Origin of the sequence: Cupriavidus taiwanensis (assembly GCF_900250075.1) — a bacterium.
GTDB lineage: Bacteria > Pseudomonadota > Gammaproteobacteria > Burkholderiales > Burkholderiaceae > Cupriavidus > Cupriavidus taiwanensis_C.
Genome location: NZ_LT977070.1, coordinates 3,077,249 through 3,096,375, shown reverse-complemented (window position 1 = coordinate 3,096,375; position 19,127 = coordinate 3,077,249). Strand labels below are relative to the sequence as shown.

Below are 19,127 nucleotides of genomic sequence, written 5' to 3'. Positions count from 1 at the left end.
CAGGCACTGGCCGGCGCCGCTCCCGCCCCGACGCCGGGCGACGGCCATCAGACCTGCGGGAAACCGCCGTCGGATGCCGCGCTCGGCTTTTTTGCTATTCGCCGGCCCGTGCCGCTTGCACCCGCCGGCCAATGAGGTAATGAGCCACCATGGCAAAACGTGACTATTACGAAGTGCTCGGGGTAGGCAAGAACGCGAGCGAAGACGAAGTCAAGAAGGCTTATCGCAAGCTCGCGATGAAATACCACCCGGACCGCAATCCGGACAGCAAGGAATCCGAGGAAAAGTTCAAGGAGGCCAAGGAGGCCTACGAGATGCTTTCCGACCCGGAGAAGAAGGCCGCGTACGACCAGTACGGCCATGCCGGCGTGGACCCGAACATGGCGGGCGGCTTCGGCGGCGCGCAGGGCTACGGCGGCTTCGCCGAGGCCTTCGGCGACATCTTTGGCGATATCTTCGGCCAGGGCGGCGGCGGCCGGCGCGGTGGCGGCGGCCCGCAGGCCTACCGCGGCGCCGACCTGCGCTACAGCATGGAGATCTCGCTGGAGCAGGCCGCGCACGGCCACGAGGCCCAGATCCGCGTGCCGCACTGGGACGACTGCGACCACTGCCACGGCAACGGCGCCGAGCCCGGCTCCAGCGTGGAAACCTGCCCGACCTGCCACGGTGCCGGCCAGGTGCGCGTGTCGCAGGGCTTCTTCACCATGCAGCAGACCTGCCCCAAGTGCCACGGCAGCGGCAAGTTCATCCCCAAGCCCTGCACCAAGTGCCACGGCCAGGGCAAGCTGAAGTCGCAGAAGACGCTGGAAGTGAAGATCCCGGCCGGCATCGACGAAGGCATGCGCATCCGTTCATCCGGCAACGGCGAGCCGGGCATCAATGGCGGCCCCCCGGGCGACCTGTACGTGGAAGTCCACATCAAGCCGCACGCCGTGTTCGAGCGCGACGGCGACGACCTGCACTGCCAGATGCCGATCTCGTTCGCCACCGCGGCGCTGGGCGGCGACCTGGAAGTGCCGACGCTGAGCGGCAAGGCCACCTTCCCGGTGCCCGAGGCCACCCAGTCCGGCAAGACCTTCCGGCTGCGCGGCAAGGGCATCAAGGGCGTGCGCTCCGGCTACCCCGGCGACCTCTACGTGCATGTGAACGTGGAGACGCCGGTCAAGCTGACCGAGGCGCAGAAGGAAATGCTGCGCCAGTTCGACCGCTCGGTGCACGAGGGCGGCTCGCGCCACAGCCCGCAGGAAACCTCGTGGCTGGACAAGGTGAAGAGCTTCTTCAGCTGATCCGGCCTGCGGTATGGAACCGGCCACGCGCGAGCGTGGCCGGTTTTGTTTTTGGCGCATGACGCCGGCGAACCGCGGGTTTGCTTCCCTCTCCCGCTTGCGGCAGAGGGGCCGGGGGAGAGGGCCGGCGCGTCCATCGCCGCCATGCCTGCGCCGCGCGATAATGCATGCCTGCGCCCTGTCGGTACGCCGGCAATCCTGTTTTCCTGACGATTTCCCGTGGTAGCAAGCATCCAGCCCCCGCCCTTTCCCCCAGCCCCTCCGCCGCAAGCGGGAGAGGGGAGCACGCGAGCGGGCGGCGATGACGTCTTCGTCCTGCTCGACGACGCCACCGCACCCGCCGGGCAACCCGCATCCCGCCTCTACACCAGCTTCGTCCACGAAGACCTGCTGCCCCCCGGCAGCGACATCGCCCGACTCGACGCGATGCTCGCCGAAGGCTGGCGCCAGGGCTGGCACGCCACCGTGTTCGCGCCCTACGAATTCGGCGGCGCGCTGGTCGAGGCGCCGGTGCATACCGGCAACGCCATGCCGTTCCACGACGGCGCGCTGCGCCTGCTGTGGTTCCGCGCGCTGCAACGGCTCGATGCGGCGGCGGTGGCGGCGTGGCTGCAGACCCATGCGGAGGCGAAGCCAGCGGGCCTGATGGATATCGCTTCCGATACTTCGCGCGCTGCCTTCGATGACGCCATCGCGCGCATCCACCAGTGGATCGAAGCCGGCGACACCTACCAGGTCAACTACACCCAGCGCCTGCGCTGCGCTGCCTTCGGCGATCCGGTGGCGCTGTACGCGGCGCTGCGCGCCGCGCAGCCGGTGCCTTATGGCGTGCTGGCGCGGCTGCCGGATGACGCCATGGTGCTGTCGCTGTCGCCCGAACTGTTCGTGCGCCACGATGGCCAGGGCCACCTGCTGACCCGGCCGATGAAAGGCACCGCGCCGCGCGCCGGCGATGCCGCGCGCGATGCGCAGGCCACCGCAGCGCTGGCGGCCGATGCCAAGAACCGGGCCGAGAACGTGATGATCGTCGACCTGCTGCGCAACGACCTGGGCCGCATCGCGCAGCCGGGCAGCGTGGCGGTGCCGGAGCGCTTTGCCGTGCAGCCGTTCGGCGCGGTGCTGCAGATGACCTCTACCGTGACGGCGACGGCGCGGCCCGGCACCGGCTTCGGCGCGCTGATGGCGGCGCTGTTCCCGTGCGGCTCGATCACCGGCGCGCCCAAGCGGCGCACCATGCAGATCATTGCCGAGCTGGAGCGCGCGCCGCGCGGGCTCTACACCGGCGCGATCGGCTGGATCGAGGCGCCGTCCGGCGCGGCCATGGCCGGTCCGTTCGCGCTGTCGGTGGCGATCCGCACGCTGGTGTTGGCGCCGCCAGCGGCCAGCGGCTTGCGCGCCGGCGAAATGGGGGTGGGCGGCGGCATCGTCCATGACAGCGTGGCGGCGGAGGAATTCGCCGAATGCGGCTGGAAGGCGCGCTTCCTGACCCGCCACGATCCCGGCTTCACGCTGTTCGAGACCCTGCGCGCGCAAGACGGCGCCTGCCCGCACCTGGCGCGGCACCTGGCGCGCATCGGGGCCTCGGCGCAGGCGTTCGGCTTTGCCTTCGACGCCAACGCCGCGCGCGAGGCGGTGGCCGCGCAGGCGGCAAAACTGGGTGCCGGCAGCTGGCGCCTGCGTCTCAGCGTGGACAAGTCCGGCACGCTGTCGTTCGCCAGCGGCGCGCTGGCGCCGTTGCCGGCAGGGCCGGTCGGTGTCGACCTCGCGCCGGACCCGCTGCCGCCGGCCGACCCGCTGCGCCGCCACAAGACCAGTGCGCGCGCGGTGTTCGATGCCGGCTGGCAGGCCGCCGAGCGCGCCGGCGGCTTCGACCGGCTGTTCTTCAACACGCGCGGCGAACTGCTCGAGGGCGGGCGCAGTTCGGTGTTCGTGCGCATCGATGGCCGCTGGCTGACGCCGCCGCTGTCGGCCGACATCCTGCCGGGCGTGATGCGGGCGGTGGTGCTGGAGGCGGGCGGCGCGGCGCTGGGCGCGCCGGGCGAGCCGGTCGAAGAAGCGGTGGTCACGCGCGCGATGCTGGCGCGCGCCGAGGCCATCGTGCTGGTCAACGCCCTGCGCGGCGCGATGCCGGCGAAGTGGATGGCCTGACGCGGTGGCTAGGGGTGGTGGGTGTCGAGCACGCCGTCGCCGAGTTTCCACCGCACCACGCCCGGCAGGTTGATCAGCTCGCGGTCGTGGCAGATCATCACCACGGTGCGGCCTTCGGCGGCGAGGTCGCCGACCAGTGCGATCACCTGCTCGCGCGCGTGCCCGTCCAGGCTGGAGGTGGGTTCGTCGAGCAGCAGCAATTCCGGCTCCAGCACCTTGGCGCGCGCCAGCGCCACGCGCTGGATCTCGCCGCCGGACAGGTATTCGGGCGCGGTGTCCTGCAGGTGCGAGACCCCGGCCCAGCCCAGCGCCTCGCCCACGCGCAGGTCGATCTGATGGCGCGGCAGGCCGCGCGCGCGCAGGCCGTAGGCGATGTTCTCGCGCACCGAGGTGCGGAACAGGTAGGGATGCTGGTGCAGGTAGGCAATGCGCCGGCGCAGCGCGGGCGGCAGCGGTGTCAGCGCCGCGCTGTGGGCGTGGCCCTGCGCATCGGTCCAGTGCGCGACCGCGCCGGGCGCGGGCTCCAGCCCCGCCAGCATGCGCAGCAGCGTGGTCTTGCCGGCGCCGTTCATGCCGGTCATGACGATCGCGGTGGCGCGCGGGATCACCAGCGTGTCGATCGCAAACAGCTTGCGCAGGCCGATGCTGCGCGCCAGCCCGCGCACGATCAGCAGCGGGCCGTGGTCGGCGGCAACGGTCGGTGTCATCGGCGAAAGCCCCCGGCACCCTGCAGCCAGGCCATGCCGATATTGACCAGCAGCGCCAGCGCCACCAGCACCAGGCCCAGCGCAATGCCCTGCGCGAATTCGCCCTTGCTGGTTTCCAGCGCGATGGCGGTGGTGATGGTGCGGGTAGAGCCCTCGATATTGCCGCCGATCATCAGCGCCGAGCCCACTTCGGCGATCACGCGGCCAAAACCGGCGACCACCGCCGCCATCAGCCCGAAGCGCAGTTCGCGCAGTACCGTGACGAAGGTGCGCCAGCGGCCGGCACCCAGCACCCAGGCAGTCTCGCGCAGGCGCACGTCGGCGCCCTGCAGCGTCGACAGCGCAAACGCCAGCACCACCGGGAAGCCGATCACGGCCTGCCCCAGCACCATGCCGGCAGGGGTGAACAGCAGGTGCAGGCTGCCCAGCGGACCCTGGCGCGTCAGCAGCAGGTAGAGGATCAGCCCGACCAGCACGGTCGGGAACGACAGGAAGGCCTGCGCCACCACCACCACGGCGCGGCGGCCCGGGAACTGGCGCGTGGCGATCAGCCACGCCGCGGCGATGGCCGGCACGGTGGCAATCGCCAGCCCCAGCACCGCCACCACCAGCGAGGTCCAGACGATGAACCACAGGCCGGCGTCGCCGCTGGCCAGCAGGCGGAAGGCTTCGGCGGTGGCGCTGCCGATCTCCACCGCGTCAGGCGGAGAAGGTGTGCTCGACGGCGGGGAAGCTGCCGTCCTTGACGGCGGCCACGTAGGCGCGCACCGCGGCCTCGATCGACTGCTGGCCGTCCATGAAGTTGCGCACGAACTTGGCCTTGCGGCCCGGATAGATGTTGAGCATGTCCTGCAGCACCAGCACCTGGCCCGTGCAGTCGGCGCCGGCGCCGATGCCGATGGTGGGCACCGCCAGCGACTGCGTGATCTCGCCGGCCAGCGCGGCGGGCACCGCTTCCATCAGCACCACCTGGGCGCCGGCGGCCTGCAGCGCCAGCGCATCGCGCCGGAGCTGGGCCGCGCCGGCGTCGGTCTTGCCCTGCACCTTGAAGCCGCCCAGCGCGTGCACCGATTGCGGCGTCAGGCCGATATGCGCGCACACCGGGATGCTGCGCTCGACCAGGAACCTGACGATCGGCGCGAGCCAGTCGCCGCCTTCGAGCTTGACCATCTGTGCGCCCGCCTTCATCAGCGTGACGGCGCTGGCGAACGCGGCTTCCGGGGTCGGATAGGTGCCGAACGGCAGGTCGGTCAGCAGCAGCGCGGTCTGGTTGCCGCGCGCGGCGCATTCGGTGTGGTAGGCCATCTGTTCCAGCGTGACCGGCAGCGTGGTCTGCTGGCCCTGCATCACATTGCCCAGCGAGTCGCCCACCAGGATCATCTCGACGCCGCAGTAGTCGAGCAGCGCGGCGAAGCTGGAGTCGTACGCGGTCAGCATGGCGATTTTCTCGCCGGCGTCACGCATCGCCTGCAGTTTGGGAATCGTGATGGTCTTGCGGGAGGGGTCGAGGAGGTAGCTCATGGCAGTGCCCGTGTAGGACGGCCTTGCCGGTGCCGGGAGGGCTGCCCGCACGGCAACGACAGCCGTCGTTATTGTGTTGTGTCTGGCAGGCGAGGATGCCTGTCAGGGCGCGGCGAGATTGAGAAAGGCCTTGCGGCCGCGCATGTTTTCGATGCGCGACAGTAGTGTACGGAAATCGTCGTCATTGTCCACCGGATTGAAGTGGGCGGTGTCGACCACCAGCACCGGGGCGTCGTCGTAGCGGTGGAACAGTTCGCCATAGGCGCCGGCCAGGCGCTGCAGGTAGTGTTCGTCGATGCCGGCCTCGCCGGGCTCGCCACGGCGCACGATGCGCTCGCGCAAGAGCGAGGGGGTTGCCTGCAGCACGATCACCAGGTCGGCGCGTTGCGGCGGCAGCGCCAGCCGCGCGGCGATGGCGTCGTACAGCGCCAGTTCGTCCTCGGACAGCGTCAGCGCGGCATGCAGGCGGTCTTTGGCGATCAGGAAGTTGCTGACCATGCGCTGGCCCGAGGCGACGCCCGCCTGCCACTGCTGCAGCTGCACCGCGCGCTGGGTCAGGCACCACAGCTGCAGCGCCAGCGCATGGCGCGCGGGGTCGCGGTAGAACGGCTCGAGAAACGGGCTGCGGCGCGCGTGGTCGGGCAGTTCCTGCGCCTGCAGCGTGCGCGCCAGGCGCTGGGCCAGCGAGGTCTTGCCGGATCCGACGGGGCCTTCGACGACAATGCGGCGCAGGTGATCGAGCATGGCGCTCCGGGCGTCAGTGTGGAGGATGGCAGCGCCGCGGGCGCTGCCGGGCGGGCTCAGCCGGGGGTGCCGCCACGGTCGGGCTCGCCGGCGGCGGCCTGCATGCGCAGGCACTTGCAGGTGGAAACCTTCTCGATGCGCTGCGCGCCCACGCCGGCCAGGTAGTCGGCGGCGCGGCCCCGCCCCGGGATCGCCAGCGCGGCGTCCAGCTCCAGCAGCGGCACCAGCGTGAAGGCACGCTCGGTCAGGCGCGGGTGCGGCACGGTCAGGTGCTCGTGGTCGTGCTGTTCGTCGCCGAACAGCAGCAGGTCCAGGTCCAGCGTGCGCGGCGCGTTGCGGAACGGGCGCTCGCGGCCGAACTGGTCTTCGATGTGGTGGCAGATGCGCAGCAGCTGCGATGCGGTGAACGAGGTCTGCACCTTGACCACCGCGTTGTAGTAATCGTCGCCGCCGGCATCGACCGGCGCGGTGCGATAGAGCGAGGAACGCGCCAGCACCGTGATGCCGACCTGCTGGGCCAGGCACACGATGGCGTCCTTGATGGCCTGGCGGGCATCGCCAATATTTGCGCCGATGCCGATGAAGGCGAGAGTCATTTACGTTTCCTCCGGCTGGCCGGGGCCGGCATGTGCTGCCTCGCCCGCGTCCGAGTCGCTCCGGGAAGAAACTTTATCCGATTTCCGCGGACCGCGCCGGCGGCGCTTCTTGCGGGCCGGGCCTTCGCCTTCCGCACCCTGGGCGCTACCTTGGCCGCCAGCCTGGCCGCCACCCTGGCCGCGCGCGCTGCGCACCGCGTCGATCAGGTCTTCGCGCTCATGCGGCTCGGCGTTCTGGAAATCATTCCACCAGGCGGCCAGCTCTTCCGGCAGCTCGCCCGACTGGCAGCGCAGCGCCAGGAAATCGTAGCCGGCGCGGAAGCGCGGCGATTCCAGCAGCCGGAACGGCATGCGGCCGACGCGCTTTTCGAAGCGCGGCTGCATGCCCCAGATATCGCGCATGTCGGTGACAAAGCGGCGCTGGATCGCGAGCTGGCCGGTCTGCTTTTCCAGCACCGTGTCCATGGCGGCGTTGAGCGCGGCGATGGCGTGCTCGCCCTCGTCGCGCAGCTTGTTCCAGCGCTGCAGCACGTGGTGCCACAGCAGCGCGGCGAACAGGAAGCCCGGCGACACCGGCTTGCCGGCCTGCACGCGGCGGTCGGTGTTGTCCAGCGCCAGCTGCACGAAGCGCTGGCCCATGGGTTGCTCCAGCGCCACGTCCAGCAGCGGCAGCAGGCCCTTGTGCAGGCCGGCCTTGCGCAGCTCCTGCAGCGAGGCCCAGGCGTGGCCGGACATCAGCAGCTTGAGCATCTCGTCGAACAGGCGCGCGCTCGGCACGTTGTGGATCAGTTCGGCCAGGCCGGCGATCGGCAGGCGCGTGGCCTCGTCGATATCGAAGCCGGTCTTGGCGGCGAAGCGCACCACGCGCAGCATCCGCACCGGGTCTTCGCGATAGCGCGTGGCCGGGTCGCCGATCATGCGCAGCAGGCGCGCGCGGATGTCTTCCATGCCGTGATGGTAGTCATGCACGGTCTGCGCGGCCGGGTCGTAGTACATCGCGTTGATGGTGAAGTCGCGGCGTTCCGCGTCTTCGGCCTGCGAGCCCCACACGTTGTCGCGCAGCACGCGGCCCGAGGCGTCGATCGCATGGGTCTTGCTGTCGAGCTCGGCACGCTTCAGGCGGCGGCCTTCGGGCAGGGTCTCGCTGGCGATGGCGTCGACCAGCGCACGGAAGGTCGAGACCTCGATGATTTCCTGCTCGCGCCCGCCGTAGAAGGTCACGTGCACGATCTGGAAGCGCCGGCCGATGATGCGCGAGCGCCGGAACAGCGACTGCACCTGCTCGGGCGTGGCATTGGTGGCGACGTCGAAGTCCTTGGGCTTGATGCCGAGCAGCAGGTCGCGCACGGCGCCGCCGACGATATAGGCCTGGTAGCCGGCCTGCTGCAGCGTGGAGGTGACCTTGACGGCATTGCGCGACAGCAGCGTGGGGTCGATCTGGTGCTCGTCCACGTTGACGATGCGCGGCGTATGGGCGCGGCCGGTACGGCGCTGCTTGGGGCCGGGTTTGCCCAGCAGCCGGGTAATGAGCTTCTTGATCACGTCAGAACAGATCCATGATGCGCCAGCCGGCCGCGGCGGCGTGGTGGCGCAGGCGATCGTCCGGGTTGGTGGCGATCGGCTCGGTGACCTTCTCCAGCAGGGGCAGGTCGTTGGCCGAGTCGCTGTAGAAAGTGGTGGTCTCGAAGTTGTCCCAGCCCGCGCCCTGGGCCTTGAGCCAGGCTTCGACGCGGGTGATCTTGCCTTCGCGGAAGCTGGGCACGCCCTCAACCTCGCCGGTGAACTGGCTCTCGGGCTTGCCATCGACGGTGGCCGGCTCGGTCGCGATCAGGTGCTTGATGCCGAAGGCGGCGGCGATCGGCGCGGTGACGAAGCTGTTGGTGGCGGTGACCACGGCGCACAGGTCGCCGGCTTCGAGGTGCTTGTAGACCAGCGCGCGCGCCTGTGGCGTGATCACCGGGTCGATCACCTCGTGCATGAAGCGCACCCGCATGGCATCGAGCCGGTCGCGCGGATTGGCCGCCAGCGGCGCCAGCGCGAAGCGCAGGAAGGCCTGGATATCGAGCGTGCCGGCCTTGTAGTGGCCGTAGAACTCGTCGTTCTTCTGCCGGTAGATTACCTCGTCGACGACGCCCAGGCGGACCAGGAAGCGGCCCCATTCATGGTCGCTGTCGGTCGGGATCAGGGTGTGGTCGAGGTCAAAGAGTGCCAGATTCATGGGCGGCGATTTTACCTGAAGGCAGGATGGGGGGAGGGGAGCATGCGGTGCCGGGGCCGCCGTCTAATCCCGGAATTCGGCGAACATCTCGCGCAGCAGCGGCAGCGTGACCGGCCGCTTGCGTTCGAGCGAATAGGTGTCGAGCGCATCCAGCAGCGCCATCAGGCTGGGCATGTCGCGGTAATGCCGCGTCACCAGCCAGTGCGTGATCTCGGGCGACAGCTGCAGGCCGCGCTCGCGTGCCGCATGGAGCACGGCGGCCTTCTTGTCGTCGTCGGACAACGGCGCGACCTGGTACACCAGGCCCCAGCCCAGCCGCGTGCGCAGGTCCTCGCGCACCGGCATCGCGCGCGGCGCCAGGCCGCCCGCCACCACCAGCGCGGTGCGCCCGTGCGCGCGCACCTCGTTGTAGAGCGAGAACACCGCGATCTGGCGCGCTTCGTCGAGCAGCTCGACGTCATCGACGGTGTAGAGCTGGCACCAGGGGTCGAACAGGAAATCGGACAGCGGATGGTGCGGGCTCAGGTAGCGGCAGCGGATGCCGTGCTGCGGCCCGGCCTCGCACACCGCATGCAGCAGATGGGTGCGGCCGCAGCCGACCTCGCCCCACAGGTAGATCAGGCGGTCGCTGGCGTGCTCCTGCGCGAGCGCGGGCGGCAATTCGCGCAGCCGCTGCACCGCCTCGCGGTTGGACGCCACCACGAAATTCTCGAAGGTCGAAGGCGGCGGGCTGCCCAGCTCGAGCGACAATTGCTTGGGACGCGGGGACATGACGTATGGCTAACTTCGGCTAGATTCGTGGAGCGGGCAGCAGCGGGTAGCGGGCGCCAGCCGTTATTTTCGATAGAGATCGCTGGCCAGGTAAACCCGCCGCAGCTGGCGCGCCCCCACCAGCAGCACGGCGCAGGTCGGCAGCGCCAGCAGCACGCCGAAGAAGCCGAACAGCTGGCCGAAGGCGAGCAGCGCGAAGATCACCACCAGCGGGTGCAGGCCGATGCGCTCGCCGACCAGCCTTGGCGTCAGGTAGAAGCTCTCGATGAACTGGCCGAAGCCGTAGACCACCGCCACCGCCGCCAGTCCGTACCAGTTGCCGAACTGCAGCAGCGCGGCCAGGATCGCCATCACCAGGCCGACGCCGAAGCCAATATACGGGATAAACACCGCCAGCCCGGTGAAGACCCCGACCGGCACGCCGATATCGAAGCCGGCGATGGTAAGACCGATCGAGTAGATCGCCGCCAGGATCACCATCACCAGGATCTGGCCGCGCAGGTATTGCGACAGCAGCGCGTCGGTCTCGTTGGTCAGCTCGCGCACCTTGGGCACCCAGCGGCGCGGCACCACGCCCTCGATGCGGCGCATCACCATGTGCCAGTCCATCATCAGGTAGAACATGACGATGGGCACGATGAAGACGATGCCCGCCACCGTGATCAGCGCCGAACCCGACATCTTGACGTAGTTCAGCAGCACCACCAGCAGGTCTTCCGGGCTGGCGGCGAAGCGGTCCGACATCATGTTGCGCAGTCCGGGGAAGTCGAAGCGCACGCGCACGCCGAACTCGGCCAGCCGCGGCGACACCACCGAATTGAGCTTCTTCAGCAGGATCGGCAACTGCTCGCGCACCTGCGGGATCTCGCGCTGGAGCACCGCGATCAGCAGCAGCACCAGCATCACGCAGACCACCGTCAGCAGCAGGATCATCAGCGTCACGCCGATCGCGCGCGGCACCCGGCGGCGCTGCAGCCAGTCGACGCCGGGGTTCAGGATATAGGCGAAGATGAATGCGAACAGGAACGGCGTCAGCACCGGCGCCAGCGCGAGGATGGCGGCGAACAGCGCCACGGCCACGACGATCCACAGCAGGATGCGCTTGGCCTCTTGGTTCAACAGCGGGGCATTCATCAAGGGTTGGGAGGGGGCGGCAGCGCCGTTTGCGGCGCGATCTCGCCGGAAACTGGAAGCGGGGGGCCTCTATCCGTTAAAATTGCGATTCTACTGGACTCGCGCCCGCCTTCCGATGCCAAGCGACGGAGGCGACGGTGGCCCGAGAGCCGAATTCCTCACTTTATTTCCTCCAGGACAAGCAGGTTCCCATGAGCGCATCCCCGACCGCCGGCCAGGCAGGCCTTTCCTACCGCGACGCCGGTGTTGACATCGATGCCGGCGACGCGCTGGTCGACCGCATCAAGCCGTTTGCCAAGCGCACCATGCGCGAGGGCGTGATGGCGGGCATCGGCGGGTTCGGTGCGCTGTTCGAGCTGTCGAAGAAGTTCCAGGAGCCGGTGCTGGTGTCGGGCACCGATGGCGTGGGCACCAAGCTCAAGCTGGCGTTCCAGCTGAACCGCCATGACACCGTGGGCCAGGACCTGGTCGCCATGAGCGTCAACGACATCCTGGTGCAGGGCGCCGAGCCGCTGTTCTTCCTCGACTATTTCGCCTGCGGCAAGCTGGACGTCGACACCGCCGCCACCGTGATCCAGGGCATTGCCCGCGGCTGCGAACTGGCCGGCTGCGCGCTGATCGGCGGCGAGACCGCCGAAATGCCGAGCATGTACCCGGACGGCGAATACGACCTGGCCGGCTTTGCCGTCGGCGCGGTCGAGAAGAAGAAGATCATCGACGGCAGCACCATCACCCCGGGCGACGTGGTGCTGGGCCTGGCCTCGTCGGGCGCGCATTCCAACGGTTACTCGCTGGTGCGCAAGATCATCGAGGTGGCCAGGCCGGACCTGAACGCCGACTTCCACGGCCAGCGCCTGCAGGACGCGATCATGGCGCCGACGCGGATCTACGTGAAGCCGCTGCTGTCGCTGATCGAAACCCTGCCGGTCAAGGGCATGGCCCACATCACCGGCGGCGGCCTGACCGAAAACGTGCCGCGCGTGCTGGCCCAGAACGTGACGGCCGTGCTGCACCGCGATGCCTGGACCCTGCCGCCGCTGTTCCAGTGGCTGCAGGCGCAGGGCCGCGTGGCCGACGACGAAATGCACCGCGTCTTCAACTGCGGCATCGGCATGGTGGTGATCGTGGCGAAGGAAGACGCCGAACGCGCCATCCGCCACCTGCAGGCGGCCGGCGAAGCCGTGTGGCAGATCGGCGAGATCCGCGAACGCGCCGAGGGCGAGGCCCAGACCATCGTGATCTGACGCGAACTCAGCGTTTCACGCATACAGAAAACGGCGCATGCCTTCGGGCATGCGCCGTTTTTTTTCGTCCGCACGCGCTGGCGGAGAGGGGTAGGTGTTTACCCGAACTCGGTGCCGCCATGTGGGGGACGGTGCCGCTTTAGTGCATCGCACCAAATTCCAGCATGCATATGCACCATTTCTGACAAACAATATTTCTCTTGATTGTATGGCGGTTTATGGCCTAATGTACTGAGCAAAGACGAGGCACACGCATGCCCGTCCGGAGACAACCCAGCGCGCATCCGGCGACCGGTGCGCAGCGGGCAGGCCAGGGACCATTGGAGGACCACCATGCAAGCAGTCAGCATCGACGCGGCGGAAAAGGGCACGTCGGCCAGCAAACAGTCAGTCGCGCGCGTCGCCGGGGCCAGCCTGGCCGGCACCACGCTCGAGTTCTACGACCATTTCATCTACGGATCGGCCGCCGCGCTGGTCTTCCCCAAGCTGTTCTTCCCGCAGAGCGATCCGCTGACCGCGACGCTGCTGTCCTTCGCCAGCTATGGCGTCGCGTTCGTGGCGCGGCCGCTGGGCGCGGCCATCTTCGGCCACTACGGCGACAAGATGGGCCGCAAGTCGATCCTGATCATCACGCTGCTGATGATGGGCCTGGCCACCTTCGGCATCGGCCTGCTGCCGACCTATGCCGCGGCCGGCGCGCTGGCGCCGCTGCTGCTGGTGCTGCTGCGCGTGGTGCAGGGCCTGGCGCTGGGCGGGGAGTGGGGCGGGGCCGCGATCATGGTCAACGAACTCGATCCCGAAGGTAAGCGGCGCGGCATCCTCGGCAGCCTGGTGCAGCTGGCGGCGCCGATCGGATTGTTGCTGGCCAACGGCATCTTTGCGCTGGTGACGTGGCAGCTATCCGAAGAAGCCTTCCTCAGCTGGGGCTGGCGCGTGCCGTTCCTGCTGTCGGCGCTGCTGGTCGGCGTCGGACTGTATATCCGTTCCAACGTGCGCGAATCCGGCATGTTCGAGAAGCTGGAGGAATCGCATGCCGAAGCGCGCGCTCCCATCATGGAAGTGCTGCGCAACTACAAGAAGCAGCTGCTGATTGCGTTCGGCGCACGGCTGGGCGGCGACATTGCCTTCTACGTGTTCACGCTGTTCCTGCTGTATTTCGTGCCGACCAAGCTGGGCCTGCCCAAGAGCATCGCGCTCAATGCCGTGCTGCTGGGCGCGGTGGCGCAGATCCTGTTCATCCCGATCGCCGGCCTGCTGGCTGACCGTATCGGCCGCCGCCCGGTGCTGATGATCGGCGGCATCGGCGGCGCGGTGTGGGCGTTCGTGTTCTTCGCCATGGTCAAGACCGGCAGCCCGGCGCTGATCATGCTGGCCTCGTTCGTCGGCATGGTGCTGGTGTCGTTCATGTTCTCGCCGCTGGCCTCGTTCCTGCCCGAGCTGTTCGCCACCCGGGTGCGCGTCACCGGTGCCTCGCTCGGCTTCCAGTTCGCCGGCGTGTTCGGCGGCGCGCTCGCTCCGCTGATCGCCGTCGGCCTGCTCGACCGCTTCGGCAACACCATGCCGGTGGCGCTCTACCTGGCAGCGGTGTGCGCGCTGATCGCGGTGGCGGCGTTCGCGGCGCGTGAAACCGCGCGCATGCACCTGTCCGACGCCGACCGCTGAAGCGCGGCCGCTCTCCTTGTCCTCACAACCAAACCGTACCGTGAAACAGTTCGACCTCATCATCCGCAACGGCACCGTCGTCACCGCCAGCGACACCATGCAATGCGATATCGGCATCGCCGGCGGCCGCATCGTGCAGCTTGGCCACGACCTGGGCGAGGCCGCGCAGGTGATCGACGCCGGCGGCAAGCTGGTGCTGCCCGGCGGCGTCGATGCGCACTGCCACCTGGACCAGCCGATGCCGGACGGCCTGCGCATGGCGGATGACTTCCGCACCGGCTCGGTCTCGGCGGCGTGCGGCGGCACCACCACCGTGATTCCCTTCGCCGCGCAGGAGAAGGGCCATTCGCTGCGCGCCGCGGTGGCCGACTACCATCGCCGCGCCGGCGGCAAGTCGGTGGTCGACTACGCCTTCCACCTGATCGTGGGCGACCCGACCGAGGCGGTGCTGAACGACGAGCTGCCGGGCCTGATCCGCGAAGGCTATTCGTCGTTCAAGATCTACATGACCTACGACGACCTCAAGCTGAACGACCGCGAGATCCTCGAGGTGCTGTCGGTGGCGCGCCAGGAAGGCGCGCTGGTGATGGTGCATGCCGAGAACTCCGACTGCATCGCCTGGCTCACCGACAAGCTCGGGGCGGCCGGCAATACCGCGCCGAAGTTCCACGCGCTGGCGCGGCCGATGGCGATCGAGCGCGAGGCCACGCACCGCGCCATCACCTTCTCCGAGCTGGTCGACGTGCCGATCCTGATCGTCCATGTCTCGGGCAAGGAGGCGGTCGAGCAGATTCGCTGGGCGCGCAACCGCGGCATGAAGATCTTTGCCGAGACCTGCCCGCAGTACCTGTTCCTGACCGCCGAAGACCTCGACCAGCCCGGCTACCACGGTGCCAAGTGCGTGTGCAGCCCGCCGCCGCGCGACCGCAGCAACCAGCAGGTGATCTGGGACGGCCTGGCCGACGGCCTCTTCACCATCTTCTCGTCCGACCATGCACCGTTCCGCTACGAAGACGCGCAGGGCAAGAAGCCCGGCGGCCAGGAAGTCCCGTTCCAGTACATCCCCAACGGCATCCCCGGACTCGAGACGCGGCTGCCGCTGCTGTTCTCGGCAGGCGTGGTGGGCGGCCGCATCTCGGTCAACCAGTTCGTCGCGCTGACCTCGACCAACCCGGCCAAGCTCTACGGCCTGCATCCGCGCAAGGGCACCATCGCCATCGGCGCCGATGCCGACCTGGCGATCTGGGATCCGCAGCGCGAAGTGACGATCCGCAATGAGGGGCTGCACCATGCCGTCGACTACACCCCCTACGAGGGCCTGCGCGTGACCGGCTGGCCGGTGACCACGCTGGTGCGCGGCAAGGTGGTGGCGCACGAGGGCGAGGTCATGGCCGAGGCCGGCCACGGCGAGTTCCTGCCATGCGGCCTGCCCGAAATGGCGCGGCCGCGCTACCGCACTTCGGGCGGCAGCCTGTGAACGCCGCCTTGCGTGATCGATAGCTTGACCGACACTGTAGACATGGAACTGACCAATCGCCTCGACGCCGCCACCATCGCGGCCCGCGTCGCCGCCGGGCGCCTCGACCCCGCCGAGGTGGCAGCGGCCTTCCAGGCCCGCATCGCGGCGCGCAACGACCAGCTCAACGCCGTCTTCGAACAACGCCAGGAACTGGTCGATGCCGACCTGGCGCAACTGCGCGCGCGCCTGGCGCAGGGCGAGCGCCCGCTGCTGGCGGGCGTGCCGGTGATCGTCAAGGACGTGATCTGGAGCCAGGGCCGGCGCGTGACGCAGGGCTCGCAGCTGTACCGCGACTTCATCGCACCCGCCGACGCGATCGCGGTCGAGCGCCTGCGCCGCGCCGGCGCGATCGTGCTCGGCATGGGCAACACCTCGGAGTTCGCCTGCAAGGGGCTGACCACCAACAAGGTCTACGGCCTGACGCGCCATCCGCTCGACCCCACGCTGACCGCGGGCGGCTCGTCGGGCGGTTGCGCGGTAGCGGTGGCGGCGGGGATGGCGCCGCTGGCGCTGGGTACCGATGGCGGCGGCTCCAGCCGGCGTCCGCCCGCGCACGCCGGCGTGGTCGGCTTCAAGCCCTCCTACGGCGCGATTCCGGACTCGGTCGGCTTCGCCCATGCCTTCAACGGCATCCAGGTGATTGCGCCGATCACGCGCACCGTGGCCGATGCCGAGCTGATGTTCGAGGCGCTGGCCGGCGCCGATCCGCGCGACCCCGACACCCTCGGCTTCTCGCTGGGCGCGGCGCGTCCGCTGCATACGCTGAAGATCGCGGTCAGCCCGCGCCTGGGCCTGGACACGCTGGTCGACGACGATGTCGCGCAGGCCTTCGACCAGGCCGTGGCGCGCCTGCAGGCCGCGGGGCTGAGTATCGAGCGCGCCGACCCGGCGTGGCCGCAGGGCGCCGACGAGGCCGCGCTGATGCCGCTGCAGCATGTCGGCCTGGCCCATCTCTATGGCGACGCCTGGCGCCGCGACCCCGAGATATTCGATGCCGACGTCGCGCGCCAGATCGAGCGCGGGCTGGCCTGGACCGGCGCCGAGGTGGCGCGCGCGCGCGAAGCCAGCCGCCAGATCGCGCTGGCGGTGGCCGCCTTCTTTGCCCGCTATGACCTGCTGCTGTGCCCCACCACGCCGTGCGTGGCCTGGCGCAACGACCGCCTCGGGCCGGAGCGCATCGGCGGCGTGGCGGTGGAGCCGCGCGCCCACGCGGTATTCACGCCCTTCTTCAACCATGCGCTGGCGCCGGCGATCTCGGTGCCTTGCGGCAGCGGCCGCGACGGCCTGCCGGTGGGCCTGCAGATCGCCGGCCCGCGCGGTGCCGACCGCAGCGTGCTGGCCGCTGCGAAGCTGGCCGAAAACGTGCTGGCGTCCTTAGTCAACCCTGCCTGATCCCCTGACATGCGAATCCTTGTTCTGAATCCCAACACCAGCGAAGGCATCACCGCGCGCCTGATGGCCGCCGCGAACGAGGCCGCCGCGCCCGGCACCGAGCTGGTGCCGCTGACCGCGAGCCGCGGCGTGCCGTATATCGCCACCCGCGCCGAAGCGCAGATCGGCGGCGCCATCGCGCTGGAAATGCTGGCCGAGCATCACGGCCAGTTCGACGCGGCGGTCATCGCCGCCTTCGGCGATCCGGGCCTGATGGGGGCGCGCGAGCTGTTCGACCTGCCCGTGGTGGGCATGGCCGAGGCGGCGATGCTGTCGGCGTGCATGCTCGGGCGGCGCTTTGCCATCGTCACCTTTGCGCGCGCGCTGGGCCCCTGGTACGAGGAGTGCGTCGACATGCACGGGCTGCGCGGCCGGCTGGCCGGCATCCGCATGCTCGACGGCAGCTTTGCCTCGGTGTCGGACGTGCAGGAAGAGAAGGAAGCCGTGCTGGTGGAACTGGCCAACCGCGCCGTGGTGGAAGACGAGGCCGACGTGGTGATCCTGGCCGGCGCGCCGCTGGCCGGCCTGGCCGCGCGCGTGCGCGACCGCATTCCGGTGCCGGTGGTCGACCAGATGGCCGCCGCCGTCAAGCAGGCCGAGGCGCTGGTTGCCCTGCAGCCCCGCAAGGCCACCGCGGGCACCTTCCGCCGCCCCGACGCCAAGCCCACGCTGGGTTTGCCGGCGGCGCTGGCGGCGCGCATCGAGCACCGCTAAGCCGCGCCGCGGCTTGCTTTCAGGTGTTCGCCGCGGTTCAGACCGCGGCGAACACCGCTTCCAGGTCCACCTTTTCCTCGGCGGGCAACTCCAGGCGCAGCGTGCTTTCGACGTGGCCGAGGTGCTCGCTCATCAGCCGCGCGGCGCGTTCGCCGTCGCCGGCTTCCAGCGCATCGACGATATCGTCGTGCTCGTGATGCGGGCACGACGGCACGCCCGGCGCGTCATACAGCGCAATGATCAGGCAGGTCAGCGAGCACAGCTCGCGCATGTACTTGCCCAGGTACTGGTTGCCCGTCATTTCCGCCAGCTTGCAGTGGAACTCGCCCGACAGCCGGATGATGGCGCGGCGGTCGTTGCTGTCTCGTGCCTGCGCTTCCTGGCGCGTGGTCTCGCGCAACGCGCGCACGCCCCCGGCGCTGATCGCGCCGGCCAGGTCGCGCACCAGCGCGGGCTCCAGCAGGTGGCGGGAATGCAGCACCTGGCGCGCTTCGGCCACGCTCGGGCTGGAGACGAAGGTGCCGCGGTTGGGATGCACGGTCAGCACACCCTCGTGCGCCAGCTTGGCGAAGGCCAGCCGCACCTTGGTGCGGCTGACGCCGAACACCCCGCCCAGCTTTTCCTCGACCAGTTTCGTGCCCGGCGGCAGGCGGTGCTCCCAGATCGCGGTCAGGATTCGGTCCGCGATTTCCTCGACCGATGCGCCGCGCGCACCGTCCGCGTCGGTCTCAGGGAGTCCTTCGGTGGGCCTGGCGGCCGGTTCGGCTTTGGTGCGTGGCATGGCGGTTGGCGCGGTCCGGAAAAAGACAGTTGTTGCTGTCATTGTATGGCGGTTTCGGATCAAGTGTATAACACCGGTGGTGGACCGGTTGCCGCCTTACTTCCCGCCGAGCTGGTCCAGGGCCGCGCCGGTCACGCGGCAGATGCGCCAGTCAGGGAGCACGTCGGCGCCCATGGCCTGGTAGAAGTCGATCGACGGCTGGTTCCAGTCCAGCACCGACCATTCGAAGCGGCCGCAGCCGCGCTCGAGCGCGAGCGCGGCCAGATGCTTGAGCAGGGCCTTGCCCAGGCCGTGCCCACGCCACGCCGGATCGACATACAGGTCTTCCAGGTAAAGACCGGGCTTGGCCAGGAAGGTCGAGAAGTTGTGGAAGAAGAGGGCAAAGCCGACCGCCTTGCGGCCCGCCTTGCCGTCGACATCGGTGTCGACCTCCACCAGCACGGCCTCGGCATGCGGCGTGGCGCCGAACAGCGCCGCCTCGATCTTCCGCGGCGTGGCTTCGACCAGATGGGTCAGCTTTTCGTATTCGGCCAGCGCCAGGATCAGGTTGAACAGCGTTTCGCTGTCGGCGGCGGTGGCGGGGCGCAGCGTGAAGTTGGGCTTGGACATGCGGGTCGGCCTTGCGAGGTCAGGGATCGGCAATTATCGCCT

Annotated in this window: 18 protein-coding genes; 7 read left to right on the top strand and 11 right to left on the bottom strand. The window is 69.3% G+C overall.

Annotated elements, in window-relative coordinates:
• Positions 1 to 149: 149 nt before the first annotated feature.
• Both dnaJ and pabB read left to right on the top strand, forming a co-directional pair.
• Positions 150 to 1,286 carry a molecular chaperone DnaJ gene (dnaJ, locus tag CBM2588_RS14440; protein WP_111519215.1) on the top strand — a complete coding sequence of 379 codons (1,137 nt, stop codon included), beginning with the start codon at positions 150 to 152 and terminating at the stop codon, positions 1,284 to 1,286.
• A gap of 219 nt (positions 1,287 to 1,505) precedes the next feature.
• The gene (gene pabB, locus CBM2588_RS14435; protein ID WP_115681069.1) at positions 1,506 to 3,434 is read left to right on the top strand and encodes an aminodeoxychorismate synthase component I; all 1,929 of its coding nucleotides are present in this window, start codon (positions 1,506 to 1,508) and stop codon (positions 3,432 to 3,434) included.
• Positions 3,435 to 3,442: 8 nt separating this feature from the next.
• Here the strand turns inward: pabB and CBM2588_RS14430 are convergent, their stop codons facing one another.
• The 9 genes from CBM2588_RS14430 to CBM2588_RS14390 all read right to left on the bottom strand — a co-directional run bounded on the left by CBM2588_RS14430 (position 3,443) and on the right by CBM2588_RS14390 (position 11,125).
• Entirely contained in the window at positions 3,443 to 4,141 is a 699-nt protein-coding gene (locus CBM2588_RS14430; RefSeq protein WP_115681068.1) for an ATP-binding cassette domain-containing protein, read from the bottom strand.
• Positions 4,138 to 4,836, bottom strand: coding sequence for an ABC transporter permease (locus CBM2588_RS14425; RefSeq protein WP_111519219.1), 699 nt, complete (start codon positions 4,834 to 4,836; stop codon positions 4,138 to 4,140). The genes CBM2588_RS14430 and CBM2588_RS14425 overlap by 4 nt, the downstream gene beginning before the upstream one ends.
• Before the next feature lie 4 nt (positions 4,837 to 4,840).
• Positions 4,841 to 5,662, bottom strand: coding sequence for a 3-methyl-2-oxobutanoate hydroxymethyltransferase (gene panB, locus CBM2588_RS14420; RefSeq protein ID WP_115681067.1), 822 nt, complete (start codon positions 5,660 to 5,662; stop codon positions 4,841 to 4,843).
• 102 nt (positions 5,663 to 5,764) lie between these two features.
• Entirely contained in the window at positions 5,765 to 6,406 is a 642-nt protein-coding gene (locus CBM2588_RS14415; protein ID WP_115681066.1) for a deoxynucleoside kinase, read from the bottom strand.
• A gap of 56 nt (positions 6,407 to 6,462) precedes the next feature.
• Complete coding sequence (gene folK, locus CBM2588_RS14410; RefSeq protein ID WP_115681065.1) at positions 6,463 to 7,002, bottom strand: 2-amino-4-hydroxy-6-hydroxymethyldihydropteridine diphosphokinase; 540 nt, start codon at positions 7,000 to 7,002, stop codon at positions 6,463 to 6,465.
• Positions 7,003 to 8,544, bottom strand: a complete 1,542-nt coding sequence (pcnB, locus tag CBM2588_RS14405) for a polynucleotide adenylyltransferase PcnB (protein ID WP_115681064.1) — start codon at positions 8,542 to 8,544, stop codon at positions 7,003 to 7,005.
• A 1-nt stretch (position 8,545) separates the two neighbouring features.
• On the bottom strand, positions 8,546 to 9,220 hold the full coding sequence (locus CBM2588_RS14400) for an HAD family hydrolase (protein ID WP_115681063.1): 675 nt from the start codon (positions 9,218 to 9,220) through the stop codon (positions 8,546 to 8,548).
• 63 nt (positions 9,221 to 9,283) lie between these two features.
• Positions 9,284 to 9,991, bottom strand: coding sequence for a DnaA regulatory inactivator Hda (gene hda / locus CBM2588_RS14395; RefSeq protein WP_012353781.1), 708 nt, complete (start codon positions 9,989 to 9,991; stop codon positions 9,284 to 9,286).
• A gap of 63 nt (positions 9,992 to 10,054) precedes the next feature.
• Positions 10,055 to 11,125, bottom strand: coding sequence for an AI-2E family transporter (locus tag CBM2588_RS14390; RefSeq protein WP_115681062.1), 1,071 nt, complete (start codon positions 11,123 to 11,125; stop codon positions 10,055 to 10,057).
• A gap of 191 nt (positions 11,126 to 11,316) precedes the next feature.
• Between CBM2588_RS14390 and purM the strand changes: the two genes are divergently transcribed.
• The 5 genes from purM to CBM2588_RS14365 all read left to right on the top strand — a co-directional run bounded on the left by purM (position 11,317) and on the right by CBM2588_RS14365 (position 17,695).
• Positions 11,317 to 12,369 (top strand): phosphoribosylformylglycinamidine cyclo-ligase, encoded by a 1,053-nt coding sequence (purM, locus tag CBM2588_RS14385; protein ID WP_115681061.1) that lies wholly within the window; start codon positions 11,317 to 11,319, stop codon positions 12,367 to 12,369.
• Positions 12,370 to 12,702: 333 nt separating this feature from the next.
• On the top strand, positions 12,703 to 14,031 hold the full coding sequence (locus CBM2588_RS14380) for an MFS transporter (RefSeq protein WP_115681060.1): 1,329 nt from the start codon (positions 12,703 to 12,705) through the stop codon (positions 14,029 to 14,031).
• Between the two features lie 40 nt (positions 14,032 to 14,071).
• A complete protein-coding gene (gene hydA, locus CBM2588_RS14375; RefSeq protein ID WP_115681059.1) occupies positions 14,072 to 15,508 on the top strand; it encodes a dihydropyrimidinase in 1,437 nt (478 codons plus the stop codon).
• A gap of 42 nt (positions 15,509 to 15,550) precedes the next feature.
• Positions 15,551 to 16,942, top strand: coding sequence for an amidase (locus CBM2588_RS14370; protein ID WP_115681058.1), 1,392 nt, complete (start codon positions 15,551 to 15,553; stop codon positions 16,940 to 16,942).
• Between the two features lie 9 nt (positions 16,943 to 16,951).
• Positions 16,952 to 17,695 carry an aspartate/glutamate racemase family protein gene (locus CBM2588_RS14365; protein ID WP_115681057.1) on the top strand — a complete coding sequence of 248 codons (744 nt, stop codon included), beginning with the start codon at positions 16,952 to 16,954 and terminating at the stop codon, positions 17,693 to 17,695.
• 37 nt (positions 17,696 to 17,732) lie between these two features.
• Here the strand turns inward: CBM2588_RS14365 and CBM2588_RS14360 are convergent, their stop codons facing one another.
• Positions 17,733 to 18,476: a GntR family transcriptional regulator gene (locus tag CBM2588_RS14360; protein WP_115681056.1), complete on the bottom strand. Its 744-nt coding sequence runs from the start codon at positions 18,474 to 18,476 to the stop codon at positions 17,733 to 17,735.
• A gap of 96 nt (positions 18,477 to 18,572) precedes the next feature.
• Positions 18,573 to 19,085, bottom strand: a complete 513-nt coding sequence (locus tag CBM2588_RS14355) for a GNAT family N-acetyltransferase (RefSeq protein WP_115681055.1) — start codon at positions 19,083 to 19,085, stop codon at positions 18,573 to 18,575.
• Positions 19,086 to 19,127 lie beyond the last annotated feature (42 nt).

Bases quoted from the DNA above. Each gene is read 5' to 3' on its own strand.
- dnaJ (WP_111519215.1), top strand. From the start codon at position 150: ATGGCAAAACGTGACTATTACGAAGTGCTCGGGGTAGGCAAGAACGCG.
- CBM2588_RS14430 (WP_115681068.1), bottom strand. From the start codon at position 4,141: ATGACACCGACCGTTGCCGCCGACCACGGCCCGCTGCTGATCGTGCGC.
- panB (WP_115681067.1), bottom strand. From the start codon at position 5,662: ATGAGCTACCTCCTCGACCCCTCCCGCAAGACCATCACGATTCCCAAA.
- CBM2588_RS14415 (WP_115681066.1), bottom strand. From the start codon at position 6,406: ATGCTCGATCACCTGCGCCGCATTGTCGTCGAAGGCCCCGTCGGATCC.
- folK (WP_115681065.1), bottom strand. From the start codon at position 7,002: ATGACTCTCGCCTTCATCGGCATCGGCGCAAATATTGGCGATGCCCGC.
- CBM2588_RS14400 (WP_115681063.1), bottom strand. From the start codon at position 9,220: ATGAATCTGGCACTCTTTGACCTCGACCACACCCTGATCCCGACCGAC.
- hda (WP_012353781.1), bottom strand. From the start codon at position 9,991: ATGTCCCCGCGTCCCAAGCAATTGTCGCTCGAGCTGGGCAGCCCGCCG.
- CBM2588_RS14390 (WP_115681062.1), bottom strand. From the start codon at position 11,125: ATGAATGCCCCGCTGTTGAACCAAGAGGCCAAGCGCATCCTGCTGTGG.
- purM (WP_115681061.1), top strand. From the start codon at position 11,317: ATGAGCGCATCCCCGACCGCCGGCCAGGCAGGCCTTTCCTACCGCGAC.
- CBM2588_RS14380 (WP_115681060.1), top strand. From the start codon at position 12,703: ATGCAAGCAGTCAGCATCGACGCGGCGGAAAAGGGCACGTCGGCCAGC.
- CBM2588_RS14370 (WP_115681058.1), top strand. From the start codon at position 15,551: ATGGAACTGACCAATCGCCTCGACGCCGCCACCATCGCGGCCCGCGTC.
- CBM2588_RS14365 (WP_115681057.1), top strand. From the start codon at position 16,952: ATGCGAATCCTTGTTCTGAATCCCAACACCAGCGAAGGCATCACCGCG.
- CBM2588_RS14360 (WP_115681056.1), bottom strand. From the start codon at position 18,476: ATGCCACGCACCAAAGCCGAACCGGCCGCCAGGCCCACCGAAGGACTC.
- CBM2588_RS14355 (WP_115681055.1), bottom strand. From the start codon at position 19,085: ATGTCCAAGCCCAACTTCACGCTGCGCCCCGCCACCGCCGCCGACAGC.